25 protein-coding genes and 2 tRNA genes are annotated in these 20,829 nt (G+C 53.1%); 10 read left to right on the plus strand and 17 right to left on the minus strand.

Annotated features, from left to right (window positions below; genetic code table 11):
• Positions 1–189 precede the first annotated feature (189 nt).
• Positions 190–264, minus strand: a tRNA-Gln gene (locus AB1K62_RS06620).
• A 98-nt stretch (positions 265–362) separates the two neighbouring features.
• Positions 363–1,460, minus strand: coding sequence for a branched-chain amino acid aminotransferase (locus AB1K62_RS06625; protein ID WP_367002312.1), 1,098 nt, complete (start codon positions 1,458–1,460; stop codon positions 363–365).
• 100 nt (positions 1,461–1,560) lie between these two features.
• Between AB1K62_RS06625 and AB1K62_RS06630 the strand changes: the two genes are divergently transcribed.
• Both AB1K62_RS06630 and AB1K62_RS06635 read left to right on the plus strand, forming a co-directional pair.
• Positions 1,561–2,073: a MarR family transcriptional regulator gene (locus AB1K62_RS06630; RefSeq protein WP_367002314.1), complete on the plus strand. Its 513-nt coding sequence runs from the start codon at positions 1,561–1,563 to the stop codon at positions 2,071–2,073.
• 60 nt (positions 2,074–2,133) lie between these two features.
• Entirely contained in the window at positions 2,134–2,262 is a 129-nt protein-coding gene (locus AB1K62_RS06635) for a hypothetical protein (RefSeq protein WP_367002315.1), read from the plus strand.
• Positions 2,263–2,351: 89 nt separating this feature from the next.
• On the opposite strand, the gene AB1K62_RS06640 is transcribed toward AB1K62_RS06635, so the two are convergent.
• The 4 genes from AB1K62_RS06640 to AB1K62_RS06655 form a co-directional block, all read right to left on the minus strand.
• Positions 2,352–3,164: a pyrroline-5-carboxylate reductase gene (locus tag AB1K62_RS06640; RefSeq protein ID WP_367002317.1), complete on the minus strand. Its 813-nt coding sequence runs from the start codon at positions 3,162–3,164 to the stop codon at positions 2,352–2,354.
• 173 nt (positions 3,165–3,337) lie between these two features.
• Positions 3,338–3,844 carry a YbjN domain-containing protein gene (locus AB1K62_RS06645; RefSeq protein WP_367002318.1) on the minus strand — a complete coding sequence of 169 codons (507 nt, stop codon included), beginning with the start codon at positions 3,842–3,844 and terminating at the stop codon, positions 3,338–3,340.
• Between the two features lie 193 nt (positions 3,845–4,037).
• Positions 4,038–4,364 carry an accessory factor UbiK family protein gene (locus AB1K62_RS06650; protein ID WP_367002320.1) on the minus strand — a complete coding sequence of 109 codons (327 nt, stop codon included), beginning with the start codon at positions 4,362–4,364 and terminating at the stop codon, positions 4,038–4,040.
• 39 nt (positions 4,365–4,403) lie between these two features.
• Positions 4,404–4,952 (minus strand): TspO/MBR family protein, encoded by a 549-nt coding sequence (locus AB1K62_RS06655; protein ID WP_367002322.1) that lies wholly within the window; start codon positions 4,950–4,952, stop codon positions 4,404–4,406.
• 337 nt (positions 4,953–5,289) lie between these two features.
• Here AB1K62_RS06655 and AB1K62_RS06660 point away from each other — a divergent pair, with 337 nt between their 5' ends.
• Entirely contained in the window at positions 5,290–7,116 is a 1,827-nt protein-coding gene (locus tag AB1K62_RS06660) for an ABC transporter transmembrane domain-containing protein (protein ID WP_367002324.1), read from the plus strand.
• A gap of 417 nt (positions 7,117–7,533) precedes the next feature.
• Here the strand turns inward: AB1K62_RS06660 and AB1K62_RS06665 are convergent, their stop codons facing one another.
• The 4 genes from AB1K62_RS06665 to AB1K62_RS06680 form a co-directional block, all read right to left on the minus strand.
• Positions 7,534–7,983 (minus strand): biopolymer transporter ExbD, encoded by a 450-nt coding sequence (locus tag AB1K62_RS06665; protein ID WP_367002325.1) that lies wholly within the window; start codon positions 7,981–7,983, stop codon positions 7,534–7,536.
• A gap of 43 nt (positions 7,984–8,026) precedes the next feature.
• The gene (locus AB1K62_RS06670) at positions 8,027–8,548 is read right to left on the minus strand and encodes a biopolymer transporter ExbD (protein WP_367002327.1); all 522 of its coding nucleotides are present in this window, start codon (positions 8,546–8,548) and stop codon (positions 8,027–8,029) included.
• Between the two features lie 126 nt (positions 8,549–8,674).
• Positions 8,675–9,448, minus strand: coding sequence for a MotA/TolQ/ExbB proton channel family protein (locus AB1K62_RS06675; RefSeq protein WP_367002329.1), 774 nt, complete (start codon positions 9,446–9,448; stop codon positions 8,675–8,677).
• Positions 9,449–9,531: 83 nt separating this feature from the next.
• Positions 9,532–10,191, minus strand: coding sequence for an energy transducer TonB (locus AB1K62_RS06680; RefSeq protein WP_367002330.1), 660 nt, complete (start codon positions 10,189–10,191; stop codon positions 9,532–9,534).
• A gap of 264 nt (positions 10,192–10,455) precedes the next feature.
• Between AB1K62_RS06680 and AB1K62_RS06685 the strand changes: the two genes are divergently transcribed.
• Both AB1K62_RS06685 and AB1K62_RS06690 read left to right on the plus strand, forming a co-directional pair.
• On the plus strand, positions 10,456–11,307 hold the full coding sequence (locus AB1K62_RS06685; RefSeq protein WP_367002332.1) for a hypothetical protein: 852 nt from the start codon (positions 10,456–10,458) through the stop codon (positions 11,305–11,307).
• Positions 11,308–11,617: 310 nt separating this feature from the next.
• On the plus strand, positions 11,618–12,913 hold the full coding sequence (locus tag AB1K62_RS06690; RefSeq protein ID WP_367002334.1) for a homoserine dehydrogenase: 1,296 nt from the start codon (positions 11,618–11,620) through the stop codon (positions 12,911–12,913).
• Positions 12,914–12,942: 29 nt separating this feature from the next.
• Here AB1K62_RS06690 and AB1K62_RS06695 read toward each other — a convergent pair whose 3' ends face one another.
• Positions 12,943–13,110 carry a hypothetical protein gene (locus tag AB1K62_RS06695; RefSeq protein ID WP_367002335.1) on the minus strand — a complete coding sequence of 56 codons (168 nt, stop codon included), beginning with the start codon at positions 13,108–13,110 and terminating at the stop codon, positions 12,943–12,945.
• Positions 13,111–13,168: 58 nt separating this feature from the next.
• On the opposite strand from AB1K62_RS06695, the gene glpX reads away from it, so the two are divergent.
• The 3 genes from glpX to AB1K62_RS06710 are packed head-to-tail and all read left to right on the plus strand — an operon-like array spanning position 13,169 to position 15,976.
• Complete coding sequence (glpX, locus tag AB1K62_RS06700) at positions 13,169–14,140, plus strand: class II fructose-bisphosphatase (RefSeq protein WP_367002337.1); 972 nt, start codon at positions 13,169–13,171, stop codon at positions 14,138–14,140.
• 3 nt (positions 14,141–14,143) lie between these two features.
• Positions 14,144–15,373: an alpha/beta hydrolase gene (locus AB1K62_RS06705; RefSeq protein ID WP_367002339.1), complete on the plus strand. Its 1,230-nt coding sequence runs from the start codon at positions 14,144–14,146 to the stop codon at positions 15,371–15,373.
• Between the two features lie 12 nt (positions 15,374–15,385).
• Positions 15,386–15,976 carry a uracil-DNA glycosylase family protein gene (locus tag AB1K62_RS06710; RefSeq protein ID WP_367002340.1) on the plus strand — a complete coding sequence of 197 codons (591 nt, stop codon included), beginning with the start codon at positions 15,386–15,388 and terminating at the stop codon, positions 15,974–15,976.
• A gap of 145 nt (positions 15,977–16,121) precedes the next feature.
• Here the strand turns inward: AB1K62_RS06710 and AB1K62_RS06715 are convergent, their stop codons facing one another.
• Positions 16,122–16,706: an NAD(P)H-dependent oxidoreductase gene (locus tag AB1K62_RS06715; RefSeq protein ID WP_367002342.1), complete on the minus strand. Its 585-nt coding sequence runs from the start codon at positions 16,704–16,706 to the stop codon at positions 16,122–16,124.
• On the opposite strand from AB1K62_RS06715, the gene recJ reads away from it, so the two are divergent.
• Complete coding sequence (recJ, locus tag AB1K62_RS06720; protein WP_367002343.1) at positions 16,680–18,446, plus strand: single-stranded-DNA-specific exonuclease RecJ; 1,767 nt, start codon at positions 16,680–16,682, stop codon at positions 18,444–18,446. The two genes, AB1K62_RS06715 and recJ, sit on opposite strands and share 27 nt — an antisense overlap.
• A 121-nt stretch (positions 18,447–18,567) precedes the next feature.
• A tRNA-Glu gene (locus AB1K62_RS06725) sits at positions 18,568–18,642 on the plus strand.
• Positions 18,643–18,838: 196 nt separating this feature from the next.
• On the opposite strand, the gene AB1K62_RS06730 is transcribed toward AB1K62_RS06725, so the two are convergent.
• From AB1K62_RS06730 to AB1K62_RS06750, 5 genes are read right to left on the minus strand one after another with little or no spacing between them, the layout of a single operon-like run.
• Positions 18,839–19,618 carry a VOC family protein gene (locus tag AB1K62_RS06730; protein WP_367002344.1) on the minus strand — a complete coding sequence of 260 codons (780 nt, stop codon included), beginning with the start codon at positions 19,616–19,618 and terminating at the stop codon, positions 18,839–18,841.
• 5 nt (positions 19,619–19,623) lie between these two features.
• Positions 19,624–19,986, minus strand: coding sequence for a DUF1428 domain-containing protein (locus AB1K62_RS06735; RefSeq protein ID WP_367002346.1), 363 nt, complete (start codon positions 19,984–19,986; stop codon positions 19,624–19,626).
• A 31-nt stretch (positions 19,987–20,017) separates the two neighbouring features.
• Positions 20,018–20,491, minus strand: coding sequence for an SRPBCC family protein (locus AB1K62_RS06740; protein ID WP_367002348.1), 474 nt, complete (start codon positions 20,489–20,491; stop codon positions 20,018–20,020).
• Between the two features lies 1 nt (position 20,492).
• Entirely contained in the window at positions 20,493–20,660 is a 168-nt protein-coding gene (locus AB1K62_RS06745) for a hypothetical protein (protein WP_367002349.1), read from the minus strand.
• Entirely contained in the window at positions 20,630–20,734 is a 105-nt protein-coding gene (locus AB1K62_RS06750; RefSeq protein WP_367002789.1) for a VOC family protein, read from the minus strand. Before AB1K62_RS06750 ends, AB1K62_RS06745 begins: the two co-directional genes overlap by 31 nt.
• Positions 20,735–20,829: the final 95 nt, after the last annotated feature.

Genomic DNA, 20,829 nt, shown 5'->3' on the forward strand with positions numbered 1-20,829 from the left:
AGGAGCTATGGCTTTCTGACCGGCTAATTTTTTATCTAGGATTGAGCTCCCCGCGGATCTTCCCTGCTGTATCGGATAAAACACACGCCATCAAAAAGGCCGCTCTGGGGGACCGCTAGGGGGTAACACGGGGTGTTAATTTGTAGAGAAATCAAAGGTTTCTCAAAAGCTTGACTGTCTAAGAAAAATTGGCTGGGGTGGCAGGATTCGAACCTGCGCATGGCGGCATCAAAAGCCGCTGCCTTACCACTTGGCGACACCCCAACAAATTTTACGGCCCCGATAATGGCGCCGCGTTCGTCAGCGAAGTGGGCCTAATATCCAACTTACCTCCATGGGGCAAGAGCCAGTTGCAGCTTATTTTAGAACAATCGTTTAACCCAGCCATATTTGTCCTCGGCAAGGCCGCGCTGAATATCGACCAGCCGCATCCGCAGCTTTTCTGTTAACTGGCCCGGCCCGCCGCTACCTATCGTAAAATCACCTTGTGCAGAACGGACTGTTCCCACTGCCGTTACTACCGCAGCGGTTCCGCAGGCGAAGGTTTCCTTTAATTTTCCGCTGGCTGCATCGCTGCGCCACTGGTCAATCGCATATGGTTCTTCGCTAACTTCAAGCCCCTCTTCACGGGCAAGAGTGATGATCGATTCCCGTGTGATACCGGGCAGAATCGTGCCGGTGAGCGGCGGCGTAATCAACCGGCCATCGTCCATCACGAAAAACAGGTTCATCCCGCCCAGTTCCTCGACCCAGCGGTGTTCGGCAGCATCCAGAAATACGACCTGATCGCAATCCTGTGCAATGGCCTCTGCCTGAGCCACAAGGCTGGCGGCATAGTTGCCGCCGCATTTGGCCGCCCCGGTGCCGCCAGGTGCCGCGCGGCTATATTCTTCCGATACCCAGATCGAAATGGCCGAAGCCCCTTCTTTGAAATAAGCGCCGACCGGCGATGCGATGACCATGTAGAGATATTCCTTGGCCGGACGAACGCCTAGAAACACCTCGCTGGCGAACATGAAAGGCCGCAAATAAAGCGACCCGCCTTCGGCAGACGGGAACCAGTCACGGTCAATATCGACCAGTGCCTCAACCGATTTCAGAAAAATCTCTTGGGGCAATTCGGGCATTGCCATGCGCCGGGCCGACTTTTGAAAACGGAGCGCATTTTGTTCGGGCCGAAACAGCGCGGTCGTGCCATCGGCAAGCCGGTAAGCCTTCATCCCTTCGAATATTTCCTGGGCATAATGCAAAACCGATGAAGCCGGATCCATAGGAATGGGCGCGCGCGCCTGAACCTTGGCATCATGCCAGCCCTGCCCCTCGCTATAGCGGATTGACACCATGTGATCGGTAAACAGATTACCAAAACCCGGATTCATCAAAATCTCGGTCCGTTCAGCAGGGGGCACCGGCTTGCTATGTTTTTCGACCAGAAATTCCAGGCTGTCGCTATTGGCCATATCCGGTTATTTTCACTCCGCTGTTTTGATAATATATATATAAGATTCGTGATATGGATTATCTTGCAATCCCTGAAACTGCATGTCAAGATATGTCAACATGACTGACTTATCTCGTTCTTCGGCTTCCACAGGAGCATCACCACTTTTTCTACGCGAAGATGAAGTGCGGCGCGGAATCGAGCTGCTTTATTTCGGCTATACCCGCCTGACCAACGCTATTGACAAAGAGCTGGTAAAACAGGGACTTGGGCGGGCACATCATCGGGCGCTCTATTTTATTGCGCGCCAACCCGATCTGACTGTCGGTGAATTGCTGCGTTTGTTGGCGATAACGAAACAATCATTGGGACGGGTGTTAAAAGAACTGAATGATCGTGGTCTGGTCGTGACAAAAACCGGCCCGGTGGATCGCCGGCAAAAATTATTGCGGTTAACGGACGAAGGCGTGGCTTTGGAAGCCGAGCTGTTCACGCAGTTGCGGGAACGCCTCTCCACCGCTTATGTCACCGCCGGACAGGAATCCGTATCGGGGTTCTGGCATGTTCTGGAAGGCTTGATCCCCGAAACCGACCGGCAAATGGTGTTCGACCTGCGTCAGGACAAGAAATAACGGCGCTAAGTTCACTAAGTTCACACCAAGGAAGCTTATTTTTCAGCCAACGGGATAATATTGGCCATTGATTTTGGCCGGGATAATATTGACGGGGATAATAATGGCGGGGATGATTTCAAAGTTCACACAAATCACACGGTGATTACACAGGATTTTGCCATCCCGAAGCGCAAGATTCAAAAATGAGAAAGAGCCGGACAATGGGTATCATATCCCATTCATGTAGGACAGCGCCTACCCAAATTGCCCAACTCAAACCATGCTAGGATTTACCCCTATTTCTTCGCTTCTTCGGCCATTTCGCGGCTGCGCTCCCGCCCTGCTTTCAGGACATCGTTCAGCAACGCATGGACCCGGCCATCTTTGTCCAGCACATCCAGTCCCTTGCGCGTTACGCCGTTCGGGCTAGCCACCTGATCCGCAAGCGTGCCGGGGCTGACGTCCGATGCCACCGCCAGCGTTGCCGCGCCATCCACCATGGCCAGTGCCATGCGCGCGGCCTGTGTCTCGTTCATCCCCAAATCTGTCGCAGCGCCGGCCAGTGCATCAATGAACCGGAACACAAAGGCAGGGCCGGACCCCGACAAAGCCGTTGCAATATGCATCTGCCCTTCGTTTTCCAGCCATTCGGGCGGCCCAAGCGGAGAGAATAGCTGATTCATCTTTTGCTTCAGGTCTTCATCATCCCCTTCCGCAATCAGCAACATCGGTGATTTGGCAACGGTGACAGCCATATTGGGCATGAGGCGGATGACTTTACCGGCTTCAGGAAAGGCATGGCGCAGCATGTCGAGTTCGGTGCCCGCCAGCACGGAAACAATATGGGTATTGCCCGTCACACGCGGCGCAAGTCCGGCAGAGACATCATCCAGCTGATAAGGCTTCATCGCCAGCATGACCAGATCAGGCGCCGGGCCTTCGGGATAATCGGGCTGCGACTTTAATCCGCCGGGCAGCGCAGATTGATTAGGTTTAATCACCGTGACCCGGCCTGCATCGAGACCCTGATCAAGCCAAGCCTGAAGTATCGCTCCGCCCATATTGCCGCAACCGATAAACCAGATGTTGTTATAGCCGTCTGCAATCATAAATCTTCCTCTTGTGCTTGGCGTTTATCCCTTTTGGACAAGCATCCTTTTTCCGTTAACCCTGAGCCTGTCGAAGGGTGTTTACGGCCTTTACGCCGTGCTTAATTCAGAAACGTGCATCGACAGGCACAGCACTAACGGTTTCCTCCTTGTCCAAAGCAGCTAACAGTCCTTCATGCCTCGCCCTGAATATCAATCATAGCATGGGCAATTGCATCCTGCGGGCTTTTATCGCTCCACAGGACAAACTGGAACACGGGGTAAAAGCGTTCCCATTCATCAATCGCCATATCGACAATTGTCTGTGCCTGATCAAGGCCGAGCATCCCGCTGCCGTTCAACATGATGGCATGACGGAACAATAATATATTGTCACTCGACCAAAAATCAAAATGCCCCAGCCACAGCTGTTCATTTATCAGCCCCAGCGTTTCATAAATGGCGAGCCTCTTGTCATCGGGAACGCGGATCTCCGGCAGCAGCAGCAATTGCAGCACATGGTCTTCGTCCCGCCAGACCGCCCGTAATTGATAACTGGTCCAATTGCCCTTTATCTCTACCGAAATCTCTTCGTCGCTGGCATGGTTGACCGACCAGCCACGCGCTTCAAAAAACGCAGCCAGCATATCAACCGGCGGGGCTTCTTCCTGATCCAGCTCGGACCAAATATCGTCAAGCATAACGGCTCCAAATCATTTGCGTCGCTGTTCGCGTGTCGCAGACTGTGTTCTTAGGCCTTAGTGGCCCAGCACAGCATAGAGGGCAAGCGAAGCGGGGCGCTCATCTACATTGTTTGTGGGAAGATTGTGGATAATCGGCGCAAGGAACCAGTGGCATTTTACCATCAAGCATATTTCCAAAGCGGGATTAAACCTAGCCCTTTGGTTGGGACTTGGCCGCAGGTTTTACAGCAGCCTTTTTCGCAGCCGGTTTTCGCGCTGCGGGTTTTGCCGCACCGGCAGCCGCTTTTTCCAAAGCATCAAGCCGCTTTTTCAATGCGTCCGCCTCTGCGCGGGCCTTTGCCGCCATTTCCTTGACCGCTTCAAACTCCTCACGCGATACGAAATCCATACCGCCAAACCATTCCTTTGCGCGTTCCCGCGCACCGGCCTCGGCTTCACGGCCTACTCCGGCCACCGTGCCCGCAAAGCCGTTCAACACTTTGGATAGGTCATCAAAAAATCTGTTCTGGCTCTGCATGTCATATTCTCCGTCTGGGGGTCAGGCTGTTGATAGGACTTATATCTGGGTACTGGCCGCCGGTACAACAAGTGTTTCCGCACGCGGGTTCAGCTCGATGATCTGTTTGTTCAATATACCGGCAAAACACAACCATGCCAGATAAGGAACCATCAACCATGCCGCGGCCTTGCGGACGCGTCCGAAAACTACGGTTGTGACAAAAGCGGCCACCAATATTCCGATGAGCAGCCAAAATGCAGCTGTTACCTGATGCATGCCGAAAAATAGCGGTGACCAGAGCAGGTTCATGGCATATTGGACCAGAAACAACAGAATCGCCAAACCGCGCAACGGCGCACCGCGGGCATGCATTACCATCGCCAGTGCGGTGCCCATCATGATATAAAGAACTGTCCATGCAGCGCCGAACATCCATCCGGGCGGCTGTGCATCCGGCTTTACCAGCGCTTGAAACCAGCGGTTATCTTCGGTTGATCCAGCTATCTGGCCAGATAGAAATCCCAATAATACAACCACCGGAACGATGAAAAAAACCCATCGTAACAGTGACATTCGCAATTGCCCCTTTGATGCGATCTGGTTCACCGAATATCCCCCTAATTATTATGCTGCCGTTTGCCTTCTTGACTTTCGGAGCGAATCGTTCAACGGAAAACCGCCAAAATGTCATGGGTTCTTAGGGGCTTTTGCACGATGTTACCAGTGGGTAGCTCATCCGCATAGGCCAATGGGTTTCGCCTGCCACCGGCTATAACCAAACGCGTTACTTGGCATATTGGTTCGAAAATATGGAAGGGCTTCTTGGTATCGGGGAATTATTTCCTATTTATGCAAGGCCGGTTTTAATGCGTTTGTCATACTATCTTCTTCCGGTTGCCAACAGGATTGTGACCGAAAGTTCGGGCTGCTAGGGGCTTTGTTTATGAGTGAAAATACCAACGAAACTGCCCCCGAACAGGAGCCGTCAGAGGCCCAGGAGCCAGCAACCAGAAAAATCGGTAACTTGCGAATGGTGTGGGATCGGGCCATTTGTTACCCGAAACAAATCATCCTTGCTGCGCTAGCCCTGTTGTTTGCTGCCTTGGCGACTTTGGCTATTCCCTGGGGCTTTAAGTCTATTGTCGATGAAGGCTTTGCATCGGGCGGCGGGGATGTGGCCCCCTATTTCCAGACTTTGTTGGTCATTGTTGCCATATTGGCCGTTGCCACGGCCCTTCGCTTCTATTTTGTGAGCTGGCTTGGCGAACGGGTGGTTGCTGATATCCGCTTGGCGGTCCAGCGCAACTTGCTGCGCCTTGCCCCCGCTTTCTTTGAAGAAAACCGGCCATCGGAAATTGCGTCGCGGATGACATCGGATACCGCAATAATCGAACAGATTGTCGGCACGACCGTATCGGTGGCGCTGCGTAATATGGTTATCGGGATCGGCGGAATTATATTTTTGTTCACGCTGGCCCCTACGCTGACCGCTGGCCTGTTGCTGGGTATTCCCATTGTCATCCTGCCGATTATGTTCATTGGCCGGAAACTCACCAATGTTTCGCGCTTTAGCCAGGACCGGGTTGCCGATGTCGGAGCGATGATTGCCGAAACGCTTGGCGCGATGAAAATCGTGCAAGCCTTTGGACAAGAAGAGCGCGAGCATGAACGCTTTTCCGGCGCGGTCGAAAACACCTTTGATACGGCCAAACGGCGGATACGATTGCGCGCCGCGCTAACCGCTGTCGTCATTGCGCTGGTATTCACGGGCATAACCTTGTTGATGTGGCGCGGAGCCCTTGGCGTTGCCGATGGCAGCATATCAGGCGGGACAATTGCCGCATTTGTGCTGACCGGCGGTTTGGTCGCAGGTTCCTTTGGCGCACTGACCGAAGTCTATGGCGACTTGCTTCGCGGCGCGGGGGCGGCGGGCCGTCTTGCAGAATTGCTTTCGGAAGAACCCGGCATTGCTGCTCCGGCATCACCCATCGCCTTGCCACAGCCTCCACGGGGGCAGATTTCATTTGATAATGTCAGCTTCGCTTACCCGACACGGCAAGAAACGGCGGCGCTAAAACATTTCTCGCTCACGGTTTCACCCGGCGAAACCGTCGCGGTTGTTGGTCCCTCCGGAGCCGGAAAATCGACATTATTCCAGCTTGCCCAGCGTTTTTATGATCCACAAAGCGGCAGCGTCCGGATTGACGGGGTTGCCCTGCCCTCTGCCGATCCAGCGGATATTCGCGAACGGATGGCACTTGTTCCGCAAGACACGGTGCTCTTTGCCGCTTCGGCGCGCGACAATCTGCGCTATGGCAAATGGGATGCAACCGATGATGAAATATGGGCCGCTGCGCGCGCCGCAAATGCAGAGAAATTCCTGCTGGAATTGCCCGATGGGCTGGATAGCTTTATGGGTGAAGCAGGAACGCGGCTATCGGGTGGGCAGCGTCAACGCGTCGCAATAGCCCGCGCGCTGCTGCGTAAGACACCGATCCTGCTGCTGGATGAAGCCACTTCGGCGCTGGACGCCGAAAGCGAGAAACTGGTTCAGGATGCGCTCGACCGGCTGATGAAGGACCGGACGACCATTGTTATTGCCCACCGCCTCGCCACTATCCGCTCGGCTGACCGGATCATTGTGATGGATGACGGACGGATTGTCGAACAGGGCGATCATGACAGTCTGATCGGCCAGAACGGTCTCTATGCCAAACTCGCCGAGCTACAATTTAGCGGGGAACAGGTTCAGCCTGCCGTTGCTGTTTAGCAATAAAACAAGCTGATGGCTTGGCCAATATTCCGCGTTTAGCGAGCAAGCCTGCTGGCACTGTAGAGATGCGTCAGCGTGAACATTTGGAATTAGCCCCGCCCCATATCTCTGTGCCTATACCGGCCTGCGCTTTGGCCGCATGTCCCGATATCATTATTCCTGCTTAGACGGGGCTTTTCCTAAATGGCCGGTTAAATAACCTTTTATCTGCGCGTTGAGGATAATGACAGTAAGGACATCATAGATGGCGGCGGCTTATTCGTGAGGCTACATAAGTAATTGCCTACGCATCAAATCGAGGCATTAAATCGCGCCAATCCCGTCGCTGCAATTACCCAAGCCACCATAGCTTTTCCGCAACAAAAAGGGCGATGGATCGCTCCACCGCCCTTCCTGTATGAATAATCGCTAGGCTTAGTTGGGCAAACGTGATGCCTTGTTAAAGCTGCTATATTGTTCGTTACCAACAAATCCGAATTTGCTGACACCGCTGTCTTTGATCTTGGCCAACACGCGGTCAACCGTCAAATAAGCACTAACAGCATCAGGCTGGAACTGAAGCTCAGGCTCCGGAACCATCGACTTTGTTTGTGCCAGATATGTTTCTACTTGAGTAAGCGAAACAGGCGTATCATTCCACAAAATCTGGTTTGTCGGCGTAATGCCCAACCGGTTTTTCACCGGATCAATGTCCGGCGGTGGTTGGTCTGGGCTATCCACAGGTAGATCCAGTTTGACCGCATGGGTCTGAACCGGGATTGTAATGATGAACATGATGAGCAGAACGAGCAGGACGTCGATCAACGGCGTCGTGTTCATCTCCATCATCGGCTTACCATCATCTTTGCCGCCACTCATGGCCATTGGTGCGTCTCCTTAAAAACTCTATAACTCATACCGTGTCGGACTACTCGATTACAACCGGTGTAGACAGGAACCCGACCTTGGCAAAACCGGCGCGTTGCATGGCATAAATTGCACCGCCAATGCACCGGTAAGGGGTGTTAATGTCACCGCGGATATGCACTTCGGGCATATCTTCAGGAGACATGTTTTCAACACCGCCATAAGATTCAATCTGGTTTTCCAACTGCTTCACGGCCCTTTGAACCAATTCGGTGGAATTGATCGGCGTCGTGTTCCAGTAGATACGGCAATTGCCGCCGGGATTAGCACCCGAATATTCCGGATGGCCAGGATCACGACCTGCTGCATCTGTTGTCGTAACAGCGAGCAAGACATTTTCCGGCTTTGTTGTCGTCACCTCAAACGGTAGAACCGGCAATTCCAGTTCTACTGTCTGGATCACCACCGGAACGGCGATCAAGAAAATGATCAGCAAAACCAGCATGACGTCCACTAGCGGGGTCGTGTTAATGTCCGATAGAGGAGTTTCAGCTCCGCCTACCTCCTCAACATTCATCGCCATAGATTCTATCCTCTCAAAAAAATACTAATCGAAATGGCAGAGCAAACTCTGCACTTCGGAAATCAGGGGCAGCCAGGGCCATTTGCAAAAACATCAGTTGCCGGCAAATGGCCCATGGCTAGCGCCTTATTTCTTTGCGGCTGGCTTTGCAGCGGCTGCCGTTGCGGGCTTTGCCGGAGCTGCGGGTTTGTTCAATGTCGTCGGTTTCACCGCACCATCAGAAGAGATGTAACCAAGAACGTCGTTGGAAAAACCGCTCAGGTCTTCTGCGATACGCTTGTTACGACCTTGCAGCCAGTTATAGGCAAGAACAGCAGGAACAGCCACACCAAGACCAAGCGCGGTCATGATCAAAGCTTCACCCACCGGACCGGCAACCGCATCAATAGATGCCTGACCAGCGATACCGATTTTGATCAGTGCGCGATAAATACCGATAACCGTACCGAACAGTCCGATAAACGGTGAAGTAGCACCAACCGTTGCAAGCCATGGCAGACCGGTCGCAAGTTTAGAATTGATCTGCGCCTGCGAACGGTTCAGCGAACCGTGCAGCCAGTCATGGGCTTCCACAGGGTCAGTCAGACGAGCGTGATCTTCTTCGGCTTTGATACCGTCATCAACAATCTGGCGATACGCGCTGTTCTTATCAAGTTTCGCAGCGCCTTCTTTCAGCGTGTTTGCTTTCCAGAATGCTGTGCGGGCAGCCTGACCCTGTTTCATCACTTTATTCTGTTCGAACAGTTTTGAAAACAGAATGTAGAATGACGACACGGACATGATAGCAAGAACTGCCAGTGTAAACCAGGCGATGATACCGCCCTGCTGCATGGCTTCCCAGAAGCCGAAAGAGTTTTGAGGTGCCGTTGATCCTGCGGCAGCTAAGATTTCAGTAAACATTATATTTTCCCCTCAAGGATAGATTAGATTCAAAATTTAGTTTTTTGCAACGGCCCGAGAAACGAGCCGCGCTGCGTTTTACATTATCGAGGTATCTGCCAACGAACCCGACTGGACCATGTGGAAACAGCAGGATTTCCTTCACTATCGAGAGCAGGACGAAAACGTGCCCTACGCTTGATATTTTTGCAGGTTGCCGCATCAAGATCGGAATGTCCGCTGGAACCGGTGATCTGACAATCAGACACACGACCATTTGTCCCGACAGTCAGTCGGAAGCTGGTTGTACCTTCGCGTTCCTCACGCAGGGCACGTGAAGGATAATCGTTAGCATTCGCCCAGTTACCCGGGTTGCCGCGCGGTTCCGGATTCGCCCGTTGAGGGGGCGGTGGAGGTGGTGGCGGTGGCGGAGCAGGTATAACGGGCGCAATTACTGGCGGCGCTATAGGCTGCTGCGAAATCACCGGCCGCGGAGCAGCAGGTGGTGCCACAATCGGTGGAGGCGTCACCACTGGAGGCGGTTCAATCGGCTTGTCCGGCGGCGGAGGTGGCGGTTCTACAACCTCTTCCGGAGGTTCATCTTCTTGAATATCGATCATATCGAGCTCTGAGGCCACTTTTTTGACCGCACTATAAGCCAGCCCAGTAACCAAAGCATATCCAATCAGCGCGTGAATGAGCACAACAAGAATAATAGAAACTATCTTGCTCGAACTCATTTGTTGTTGGTCAGCATAAGCCATTCAGAAACATAACTCCTTTTCTTCCCTCAGGAACAGATCTTTGCAAAAGATCAACACTGCGTACCATTGGATAGTAGCACACAGCATCTCCTGTATAATCCCCATAACAGCTTTTCTTGAAGGTGAAAGCCATCTTAAAAATGTTTTAACGCGGTATATGGAGACAGGCAATCGCTTTGTTTGCTTACTATTAATTAAGCTGTCATTAACACCTGATATTGCCTATAAACCGGTCCTGAAGATGCCCGAAATTATAGGATAATCATGTATAAATCAATTCTGATACTGGCCGCCTTTCTTTATGCGTTAATGGCTGATTCTCCGGCATTTTCACAATCGGATTCCACCGCTGACTCGCTGCAATACGCCGATCTTGCTGACCTTAGTGTCAGTTCGCCTGTGATAGCTCATGTTACAATTAAGGAAGCCATTAAAGTTGAGCCTGAAAGAGCGCCTAATGCGCCTCCCGGCACGCAAAGATTCTATATTGAAGCCGCAACAATCGCCTTGATTCGGGGTCAGGGCGGAGCCCCACAGACGATTCGCTATCTTATCGACCTGCCCCTTGACGCGCGTGGACGGGCCCCGAAAATAAAGAAAAAACCGTTTATAATTTTTGCGCGCAATCTTACCGCTGCCAATGGTGAATTACAGCTTTCCGCACCGGACGCCCAGATTGCATGGACAGCAGAGCGGGACCAGCGGGTCCGTTCTATCGTGCGGGAAATCGTTGCCCGTGATGCTCCGCCTGCCATTGATCGTATTGGCAATGCCTTTCACGTTCCGGGCACTATCATCGGTGAAGGCGAGACACAGATTTTTCTGGAAACCAAAACCGGCGATCCGGTTTCCATCACTATATTAAGCCGCGCCGGGCAGAAAAAACACTGGGCTGTATCTTTAAGTGAAATTGTCGATGCAGCAGCACGCGCACCCAAACGCGATACATTGCTATGGTATCGGCTGGCATGCTTTCTGCCAAAATCATTGCCCGAAGAAGCCTTGGCCGGCGATTCCGCTGCCAATGCCAACCAGGCACGGCGCGATTATGATCTGGTGATACAGGATTTGGGCAATTGTCTACGATCCCGGCCTGCCGAGTATCGCGGGCTTTAATTCGGCTGCCTGATCCGTGGATGATAATTCGCAGATAATTAATACAGCAAGGCTTATACAGGCGGACAACTCAGTCCTCCTGTTGCGGCCCTTCCTATATAATGTCGCGGGCATGATGACTTTTCATACGGGCGTTGATTAAACTACCGGGATAAAAAAATACCGGGATTAAAAATACTGGGATTAAAAATACTGGGACGGGCTGGCATTATAGCGCTGTAACGTTATTAGACGCTCTGAGACATTCATTCACCATCTAATCATCACTATCGGATCAGTTGATCCATCTTCACGAATTCAAGGTTATATTATGACAGCTCCTCTCCGTATCGCTCTTGCTGGTCTAGGCACCGTCGGTTCCGGCGTGATTCGCCTGATTAACGAAAATGGTGCAATGATAGCGCAACGCGCCGGGCGTCCTATTTCGGTTGTTGCGGTTTCTGCGCGCGACCGTAACCGGGACCGCGGCGTTGACCTGACACCTTATAAGTGGGTTGATGATATGGACGCACTGGCCGCTGAAGATGTGGACTGTGTTGTTGAAATGGTCGGCGGCTCGGACGGTCCGGCGCTTGATCTGGCCCGAAACAGTCTGAAACACGGGAAATCCTTTGTCACCGCCAATAAAGCGATGATCGCCCATCACGGTATGGAGCTTGCTCTGCTGGCAGAAGACAAGGGCGTGTCGTTGAAATATGAAGCAGCCGTTGCTGGCGGTATCCCGGTAATCAAGGGATTGCGCGACGGCGCAGCGGCCAATCGCATCGAGCGGGTCTATGGCATATTGAACGGCACCAGCAATTATGTGCTTACCACAATGGAAAAATATGGCAGCGACTTTGATGCTGTTTTGAAAGATGCCCAGGATCTTGGCTATGCGGAGGCTGACCCGAGTTTTGACATAGACGGCGTTGATGCTGCACATAAACTGGCAATATTGGCCGCTGTTTCCTTTGGCACAGCGGTTGATTTTGACGGTGTGGAAACCGCTGGTATTCGCAATATCATGGCCGCTGACATCAGTCAGGCAAAAGCATTGGGCTATCGTATCCGCCTGCTCGGCATGGCACGGATTGATGGCGGAAAATTATTCCAGCGCGTCAACCCCTATCTGGTTCCTGAAAATCATCCCCTTGCCCATATCGAAGGGTCAACAAACGCTGTGGTTGCCGAAGGCAATTTTGTCGGCCGGTTGATGTTCCAGGGCGCTGGCGCGGGTGATGGGCCTACGGCATCAGCGGTTGTCGCTGACCTTATTGATATCGCCCGCTGTGATGGCGGTTCGGTGTTCGCCATGCCCGCCAAACAAATGGCCGACGGTGGACGCGCCGAAAGCGGTAATCGCACAGGAAAAAGCTATATCCGCTTTGTTGTAGCAGATAAACCGGGCGTCCTTGCTGAAATTACAGCAGCCATGCGCGATGCGAAAGTATCCATTGAAAGCATGATCCAGACGGAAAAGACCGATGAAGGGTCGGTGCTAATTTCTATGGTAACGCATGAAAGCCGCGAAAGCGACGTCGTGCAGGGACTGGAAAAGCTGTCTAATTCAGATAGTCTGCAAGACGCACCTGTCGTCATGCATCTGTTAAGCGAGCATGACTAAGCCCTGATAAACATTCCGCAGTGCGATATTTACCAGCTAACACGCGTCATTCTTATGAGGGAATGACGCCTGAGCGGCATGTAAAATCTGGCATAAGGCACCATCAAAACCATAAGCACCGTCACGGCAAGCTCGACACTTACAATAACTGCTGTGCGGGTCAGGGCCAAGATGACAAGGCTTCTCGACATTGTCATACGGCTCCCCTATCGACTATTTCAAATTCAGCCCCTTAGAAAAGGACTCTATACTCACATGCCGAAATCAAGCGATATACTCGAACGCATCCTGGTACTGGAAATGGTGCGCGTAACCGAAGCGGCGGCAGTTTCCGCTGCCAAGTTGATTGGCCGGGGTGATGAAAAAGCGGCGGATGCAGCGGCAGTAGAAGCGATGCGGGCCGCGCTGAACGGGCTTGATGTCTGTGGCACTGTGGTCATTGGTGAAGGGGAGCGCGATGAAGCGCCAATGCTGTTTATCGGTGAAAAAGTCGGTCGCGGTTGCGAAGGCGAATCACCAGTAATCGACATTGCACTGGACCCGCTGGAAGGCACGACAATCACCGCCAAAGCAGGCCCGAATGCGCTCGCGGTTCTGGCCATTGCAGAGAAAGGCAATCTGCTGAACGCGCCTGATGTTTATATGGATAAACTGGCCGTTGGTCCGGGCTATTCCGACAATATCATTGATCTCGACAAATCTGTTCTGGAAAATGTCACAGCGGTCGCAAAGGAAAAAGGCGTCAAGCCGGCTGAAATTATCGTCTGCGTTCTGGATCGCCCGCGCCACGAAAAAATTATCTCCGAGCTGCGCGAAATCGGTTGCGGCATCATGTTGATACCCGATGGCGATGTGGCCGGCGTAATTGCAACAACGGACGAAGAAACCACGGTCGATATGTATATGGGTTGCGGCGGCGCGCCAGAAGGCGTTCTGGCAGCAGCAGCCCTGCGCTGTGTGGGCGGCCAGTTCAAGGGACGGCTGGTTTTCCGCAATGATGATGAACGCAACCGCGCTTATAAATGGGGCATTGAAGATCTCGACAAGATTTACGACCTGACAGAGCTGGCGAAGGGCGATGTCATTTTTGCCGCTACTGGTGTTACCGATGGTTCGCTTCTGGAAGGGGTAAAAAAACGGCGCAGCGGTGTCATGACGACCGAAAGCGTAGTGATGCGTGCGTCATCCGGCACAGTGCGCTGGGTCAAGAGCGAACATCGCGCATAATTTATGATTGGCGGTGTTCTTGAAAACCGGACCAGCGCCCTGAAACTTTTGTTGCTCGTAATGCCCTTATGGCTGGCGGGCTGTATCTCTGCGGTCGATTATGGTGAGATCCGCCATTCCGACTATGTGGCAAACGGACGCTGTGATCCTGGTCCGGAAGCTGTAACGGCTGGCGATAAACCTTTTTTCTTTGTCACCAGTCGCTTGCCCGATTGTCGCACAGCCGATCTAAAATTGCTTAATCACCGCAGCAACAAAGTGCGCTTTGGCCGCTTTGCCGCGCCGCAGGATATATTAAACGCCAAAGGCAAGGTGGACGGGCAGCATATTCCTTTCACCCTGTCCAATGATGCCCGGTGGTGGACAGACCTGTCAAAAGCCATGGATGCGCGGGAAGGCCGGGTGCTCCTTTATGTCCATGGCTTTCGTGAGACTTTTTTCACCAGCTCCCGTGATACAGCACAAATCGCCCGGCTTACCGAATTTACCGGACCGGTCATTCAATATAGCTGGCCTTCGCAGGGGCAGTTTTTGAAATATGCGGTTGATGAAACCAATATGTATTATGACGAGCGCAATTTTCGCCAGTTCCTGACCAAGCTGGCGCAGCAACCATGGACAAAGGAAATTGTGCTGGTCTCTCACTCGCTGGGCGCGCGATTGGTGCTGCCCGCAGTTGAATTTGTGGACAATAAGGCGTCAAATGGTGATTCGAGTGTCGTTTCCAACATCATTCTGGCCTCCCCCGATATTGACCGGCAGGATTTTGAACGCGGCATTGCCGAAGAAGTCCTGTCTGCCCGCCGGGTGAATAATGACCGCCGGATCACGGTCTATGCCTCGACAAAAGACCGGGCTTTGGCTTTATCTGCTGATATTCACGGATATCCACGCCTTGGCCGTCCGCGTTGTTTTGATCCTTTTAAGGAGGCCGAACTTGAAGCAAAAGGCTTGCCGAAACGCTGTTACGCAGCGAAATCCGAATATGACGTGCCACCGGAAAAAAGCGGCCTGACCATAATTGATACCACCCCTGTCAGCCGGGGCCGCACCGGCCATAGCGATTATCTGCGAAGCGCAGCGGCTTGCACCGACTTTGCTGCCGTCGTCAATGGCGCGCGCGACAACGTAAAAGGCCGTGTTCCGACACATTTATCCTATGTCTTCACCTTTATTCCGCCCGAAGATGATAAGCTGAACGATAAGGCGATTTGCAAGCAGGATGGGCGATAAGCGGAAACGAGAATGAAGATGGGCCATGCAAATGATCTCGACAAGCTGATCACCCAAGTTCGAGCCTGCACAATTTGTAAAGGTTTGCCGCTTGGCCCCCGTCCTCTGGTACAAGCTGGTTCTACCGCCAAAATATTGATTGTCGGACAGGCACCGGGCCGCAAGACGCATGAGATTGGCCGCCCGTTTGCCGACCAAAGCGGAAAACGCCTGCGCGCTTGGCTGGGAGTGAGTGAGGAGCAATTTTATGATCCTGCGCTATTCGCTATCCTGCCGATGGGATTTTGTTTCCCCGGAACCGGAAAGGGCGGTGATCTGCCCCCTCGCCCGGAATGTGCGCCGCAATGGCGCAAGCCCTTGCTCGACCTCTTGCCTGACATTGAGTTGACTTTGATCCTCGGCCAATATGCGCTCGACTGGCATCTGGGCAGCGCCAAATCCAAAACGCTCACCCAAACTGTCAAAAGATGGCAAGAATTTTGGCCGAACGCCCTGCCCCTGCCCCATCCCAGCCCCAGAAATATCCGCTGGTTCAAAGCCAATCCGTGGTTTGAGGCAGAGGTTATCCCAGCTCTGCAAAAACGGGTTGCCGGGTTGATTTAAGTTACTCTCCCCTCCCTTTCAAGGGAGGGGCCGGGGGTGGGATTTGGCACAAATCGGCTCGATGCCGGTTTGTGGCTGGAGGGTGCAAAGCGCGCGCTCGCCCCCACCCCTAACCCCTCCCCTGAAGGGGATGGGGATATCGTCGTTAAAACACGCCCATTGCCAGACCAGCCGCCAGTGTCGCCCCGATTTCCGCGCATTGCGCTTTATCGGTTTCGCTAATCTCTTTGGGCGCAAGTATCTGTTCTTCGGTCTGGGCATGCGTGCAGATTATCGGCGTATCCATGACTTTCTTCAATCGCCAGCCTGTGGCAATCCGCTCCAGTTGTTTGCGGGCATTTTCACCGTCCGAACCTGCACAAATCATCGCTGCGTAAGGCCGCCCTTCTATTTCCCCTAACAAAGGATAATAGCATCGATCGAAAAATGCCTTCATCACGCCCGCAATCGCGGCAAGATTTTCCGGCGTCGCAAAAATATAGCCATCAGCGGACAGCATGTCGGACGGCTCGCACTCCTCTGCGCGCATCACTATTGTTCGGGTTTCTTCTTCCTTGCGTGCCTCTGCTTCGGCGGCTTCCACCATTTGCCGCGTGCCGCCGGTTAAGCTGTAATAGACGATAAGCAGTTTTTTCATATCCGCCGCCTTAACAGCGATCAAAGCGATTGTCAGCGCATCGTCGATCGCCCATAGCTGCACATCATGAATGCAGTTTTGAATGTCACCCAATCCTTGTCCGGTCAAAAATGGCAATGGCGCAGCACCAGTGCCGATGCCCGCGATCCCGGTTTTCAGCCGGATGATCTGGTTACGCAGCTATTGCTGTCTCGCGGCGCGACCCGTGAAACGCTGGATATAAACCGCGATCCCACGATCAGGGGTTTCATGCCCGATCCATCGGTTTTTCAGGACATGGAAGTCGCCGCCGAAAGGCTGGCCAAGGCTGTGCTAAAGGGTGACAAGGTTACAATATTCGGTGACTATGACGTTGACGGCGCGACCAGCGCTGCCCTTCTCATCCGTCTGCTCCGCGATCTGGGGTTAGAGGCAGGCTATTATATTCCTGACCGCTTGATGGAGGGCTATGGCCCCTCTGGTGAGGCGCTCGTCAAACTGGGCCAGCAGGGCTTTGATCTGGTAGTGACAGTGGATTGCGGTGCAATGGCCTTTGATGCGCTTGATATGGCGCACGACGCAGGTGTCGAGGTCATTGTCGTCGACCATCATAAATGCGCGGCTACGCTGCCCAAGGCCAGTGCGCTGGTTAATCCCAACCGCCTTGATGAAAGCGATGCCGGGGCGCAGCATGGTCATCTGGCCGCTGTTGGCATGGCGTTTCTTTTGGGCGCTGCGCTGGTTCGCAATTTACGCGGCAAGGGTTTTTTCCAGAACCGCAGCGAACCGAAACTGCTCAACCTGCTGGACATTGTTGCATTGGGCACGGTCGCAGATGTTGCTCAGCTTCGCGGACTTAATCGCGCCTTTGTTGCACAGGGGCTTAAAATACTCGCTCTCCGCAAGAATATCGGCCTCTCCGCTCTGATTGATGCCAGCCGCCTCAAACGCGCGCCGATATGCTCTGACCTCGGCTTTGCTCTGGGGCCAAGGATCAATGCCGGCGGACGGGTCGGCAAATCCGATCTGGGTGTCCGGTTACTCATCACGCAAGATCCGGAAGAAGCCCGTAAAATCGCAACTGAACTTGATCACCTTAATCAGGAACGCCAAGCCATTGAAGCCCATGTCCTTGAACAGGCCGATGCCATGTGCTCTGCACAACAGAATCAGGCGGTGGCGGTTTTGTCATCCAAAGGCTGGCACCCCGGCGTGATCGGGATCGTCGCGGGCCGTATCAAAGAGAAGCTGGGCCGACCGGCGATTATCATTGCCGAGGATGATGACGGCATTGGCAAAGGGTCAGGACGCTCAATTGCCGGTGTTGATCTGGGCGCTGCCATTATCGCAGCCAAGGATCAGGGCCTGCTTATTGCGGGTGGAGGACACGCTATGGCGGCGGGCGTTACCATTGATGCCGCAAAAATTGATGCTTTTAGCGAATTTCTTAACGACCGTCTGGCTGATTCAGTGGGCGCGGCGCAGGCCGGAAAGGCGCTGCTGCTCGATGCTGTGCTATCGCCCAAAGGAGTCAATCCTCTCTTCGTCGAAGCAATGGAAGGCGCCGGACCTTATGGAATGGGCTGGCCTGCACCGCGTATTGTTGCCGGGCCGGTCCGGATTATCAAATGCGATATTGTCGGCAAAGACCATGTCCGGATGATTGTGGCCGGTGATGACGGCGGGTCGATTAAAACCATCGCCTTTCGCGCTGCGGAAAGTGATTTGGGCCAAGCATTGCTCCACGCACCCAAAAACCGCAAACTATGGATCGCCGGACGCGCCAAGATCGACGATTGGGGCAGCCGCCCTGCCGCAGAAATCCATTTGGAAGACGCCGCATGGGCCGATTAATCCGCTTCATTTGGAACAATAGAAAAAATATCTGATAATAAGGCCGTAAACCGCCATTAAGGGGTTGACCAAAGCGCCCGATAGCCCTAATCGCCCAATCTCGCTGGCCAAGCATTGGTACGGCCCCTTCGTCTAGCGGTTAGGACGCGGCCCTTTCACGGCTGAAACACGGGTTCGATTCCCGTAGGGGTCACCATTTTCGAGCATAGCATCACCCCTGAATATTACAGATAACTATTATATCTGGTCAGCGCTCTCTTGCGATGGCGTCGGCCAATTGCGCGGCAACCCGCCTGAATCGCGGGCGATGGCAGGCGCGACTAATGGTGAGTAGCTTTCGATACTCACCATTAATTGTTTCTCTGTCGTAGAAAGCCGTTATGGCAACATTGCTATTTGCGCTGGCCGATCAGTGCGAAAGACGCGCCTTGTGGGTCCATGGCGTTTAGTTGGAACTCACCGCCCGGAATCTCCGTGGGATCGAGCAATATTTTACCGCCGTTCGCCTTGATCGTTTCTACCGCTGCATCAATATCCTTCACGCGGAAATAATAGGTCCACGCGGCGACCGGCATTTCATCGGGCTTGGTCATAACCGCGCCGATCATGTAGGTCCCTTGATGGAAGAACGCATAGGTGCCCATCGGCCCCATATCCATTTCCTCCTTTTGCTCCCAGCCAAATTGGTCTGCGTAAAAAGCGGTCGCACCGGCCTGATCGGTCGTGGCCAGTTCATTCCAGGCGCAATGGCCGTCCTGCGGCTTGGTGGCGGCAAAGGCGTTGCTGGTCTCGTCCGGATTATCCGGCGTCGGTTGCATGATGTAAAACATCACCCCTTGCGGATCAGCAACGAAAGCGAACCGTCCGACATCGGCAATATCCTGCGGTTCCATATGGATGCTGCCCCCTGCCTCCCTGATACTCGCGGTGCTGGCATCGACATCATCAACATTGATATAACCCATCCAGCTAGGCGGTATTTCCGCACCGTCCGGACGCGCCATAAACCCGCCAACATCATTCCCGTTTATCGAAAAGATGCGATAATCATGATCCTGCTGTCCACTGTCAGAAAAGCTCCAGCCCATTAGCGGACCGTAAAATTTCTGCGCCGCTTCAATATCGCTTGTAATCAATTCATACCAAATGAAATCACCATGTTGATTGGTCATTTTATTTACTCCGCTTTGCAATCGAGAAGCATCTCAAAACCACCGAAAATCATGCGTTTTCCATCAAATGGCATCTCGCCCATTTTCTCGGCCATTTGGGGATCGTTCATCATTTTTTCATTGGCCGCATCACGCGTGGCCTTGTCAGGATATTCGATCCACGAGAAAACGACACTCTCGTCTGCCTTTGCCTTGACCGCGCTCTGGAAATCAGTGGTCTTTCCGGTCGGCACATCATCGCCCCAAGATTCCACCATTCGCGTTGCGCCAAGATTTTTGAACAGTTCAAATGCCTTGCTGGCATGTTCGCGATATTTTTCCTTGTTGGCAGTGGGGACTGCTGCAACAAATCCTTCGATATAGCTCATTTTCTCTCTCCTTAACGGTCGGGGCAACTGATTATGCTGCGGCAAATTCTGCTTCACAAATTTCGGCAAGCTGACGCGCACATGCTCCCCAACCGTCTTCAAAACCCATTTCCTTGTGCTGGTCATGTGCTTCCTTGGTCCAATGACGTGCGGTGGCAGTGTAGCGGGTGCCATCGCCATCGGATTCGATTTCCCAGATGCCGATCATGAACGGCCCGGCGGGTTGAAAGTCACCTGTGACCGCGTCGGTCGTCACGAAGCGTTTTTCCGGTGACACTTCCAGAAAAATACCTTCCTGCGGCATTTCTTCGCCATCAGGCCCTTTGAACAATATCGCACTGCGCCCACCTGCGCGCCAGTCCTGCTCGATAATCTCTGCCTGCCACGGTTTCGGACACCACCATTGCGCCATGCGCTCTGTCATTATCTGCCAGACTTTTTCTGGCGGCGCAGCGATATGGCGGCTGACAGACAGTTCGTATTGTTCATTCGTTACATCAGACATTTTATTCTCCTTTAACCGCGGCCTCGATCGCCGCGGCGTTAATTTTTTGCATTGGCATCATCGCAGTGAAGGCACGCTTGGCGCCATCGCCGTCTTTAGCCAACGCTTTGGTCAACACGCGCAGGGTAATTTGCCAGCTCAGACCCATTTGTCCTTGCACCAGCCGCATTGACTTTGCTGGCCCCCATTGCCGACGATCTCATTCCGATAAAGGTCGGTTTCTTCCAGATTCCCGGTTACGATCTAAAAGGAAAAAGCCTCGCTATGCGTGAATGTCGAACCACAAACATATTGTTGCTATTTCCATTTCCTTCCCTTCATTTCGACTCATCAACATT

The organism is Parasphingorhabdus sp. JC815 (assembly GCF_040717415.1).
In the GTDB taxonomy this organism is placed as follows: Bacteria; Pseudomonadota; Alphaproteobacteria; order Sphingomonadales; family Sphingomonadaceae; genus Parasphingorhabdus.

Excerpts from the sequence above, each read along its gene's own strand:
- AB1K62_RS06625 (WP_367002312.1), bottom strand. The coding sequence starts at position 1,460 with ATGGCCAATAGCGACAGCCTGGAATTTCTGGTCGAAAAACATAGCAAG.
- AB1K62_RS06630 (WP_367002314.1), top strand. The coding sequence starts at position 1,561 with ATGACTGACTTATCTCGTTCTTCGGCTTCCACAGGAGCATCACCACTT.
- AB1K62_RS06640 (WP_367002317.1), bottom strand. The coding sequence starts at position 3,164 with ATGATTGCAGACGGCTATAACAACATCTGGTTTATCGGTTGCGGCAAT.
- AB1K62_RS06645 (WP_367002318.1), bottom strand. The coding sequence starts at position 3,844 with ATGCTTGACGATATTTGGTCCGAGCTGGATCAGGAAGAAGCCCCGCCG.
- AB1K62_RS06650 (WP_367002320.1), bottom strand. The coding sequence starts at position 4,364 with ATGCAGAGCCAGAACAGATTTTTTGATGACCTATCCAAAGTGTTGAAC.
- AB1K62_RS06660 (WP_367002324.1), top strand. The coding sequence starts at position 5,290 with ATGAGTGAAAATACCAACGAAACTGCCCCCGAACAGGAGCCGTCAGAG.
- AB1K62_RS06665 (WP_367002325.1), bottom strand. The coding sequence starts at position 7,983 with ATGGCCATGAGTGGCGGCAAAGATGATGGTAAGCCGATGATGGAGATG.
- AB1K62_RS06670 (WP_367002327.1), bottom strand. The coding sequence starts at position 8,548 with ATGGCGATGAATGTTGAGGAGGTAGGCGGAGCTGAAACTCCTCTATCG.
- AB1K62_RS06675 (WP_367002329.1), bottom strand. The coding sequence starts at position 9,448 with ATGTTTACTGAAATCTTAGCTGCCGCAGGATCAACGGCACCTCAAAAC.
- AB1K62_RS06680 (WP_367002330.1), bottom strand. The coding sequence starts at position 10,191 with ATGGCTTATGCTGACCAACAACAAATGAGTTCGAGCAAGATAGTTTCT.
- AB1K62_RS06685 (WP_367002332.1), top strand. The coding sequence starts at position 10,456 with ATGTATAAATCAATTCTGATACTGGCCGCCTTTCTTTATGCGTTAATG.
- AB1K62_RS06690 (WP_367002334.1), top strand. The coding sequence starts at position 11,618 with ATGACAGCTCCTCTCCGTATCGCTCTTGCTGGTCTAGGCACCGTCGGT.
- AB1K62_RS06695 (WP_367002335.1), bottom strand. The coding sequence starts at position 13,110 with ATGACAATGTCGAGAAGCCTTGTCATCTTGGCCCTGACCCGCACAGCA.
- glpX (WP_367002337.1), top strand. The coding sequence starts at position 13,169 with ATGCCGAAATCAAGCGATATACTCGAACGCATCCTGGTACTGGAAATG.
- AB1K62_RS06705 (WP_367002339.1), top strand. The coding sequence starts at position 14,144 with ATGATTGGCGGTGTTCTTGAAAACCGGACCAGCGCCCTGAAACTTTTG.
- AB1K62_RS06710 (WP_367002340.1), top strand. The coding sequence starts at position 15,386 with ATGAAGATGGGCCATGCAAATGATCTCGACAAGCTGATCACCCAAGTT.
- recJ (WP_367002343.1), top strand. The coding sequence starts at position 16,680 with ATGAATGCAGTTTTGAATGTCACCCAATCCTTGTCCGGTCAAAAATGG.
- AB1K62_RS06730 (WP_367002344.1), bottom strand. The coding sequence starts at position 19,618 with ATGACCAATCAACATGGTGATTTCATTTGGTATGAATTGATTACAAGC.
- AB1K62_RS06735 (WP_367002346.1), bottom strand. The coding sequence starts at position 19,986 with ATGAGCTATATCGAAGGATTTGTTGCAGCAGTCCCCACTGCCAACAAG.
- AB1K62_RS06740 (WP_367002348.1), bottom strand. The coding sequence starts at position 20,491 with ATGTCTGATGTAACGAATGAACAATACGAACTGTCTGTCAGCCGCCAT.
- AB1K62_RS06745 (WP_367002349.1), bottom strand. The coding sequence starts at position 20,660 with ATGCGGCTGGTGCAAGGACAAATGGGTCTGAGCTGGCAAATTACCCTG.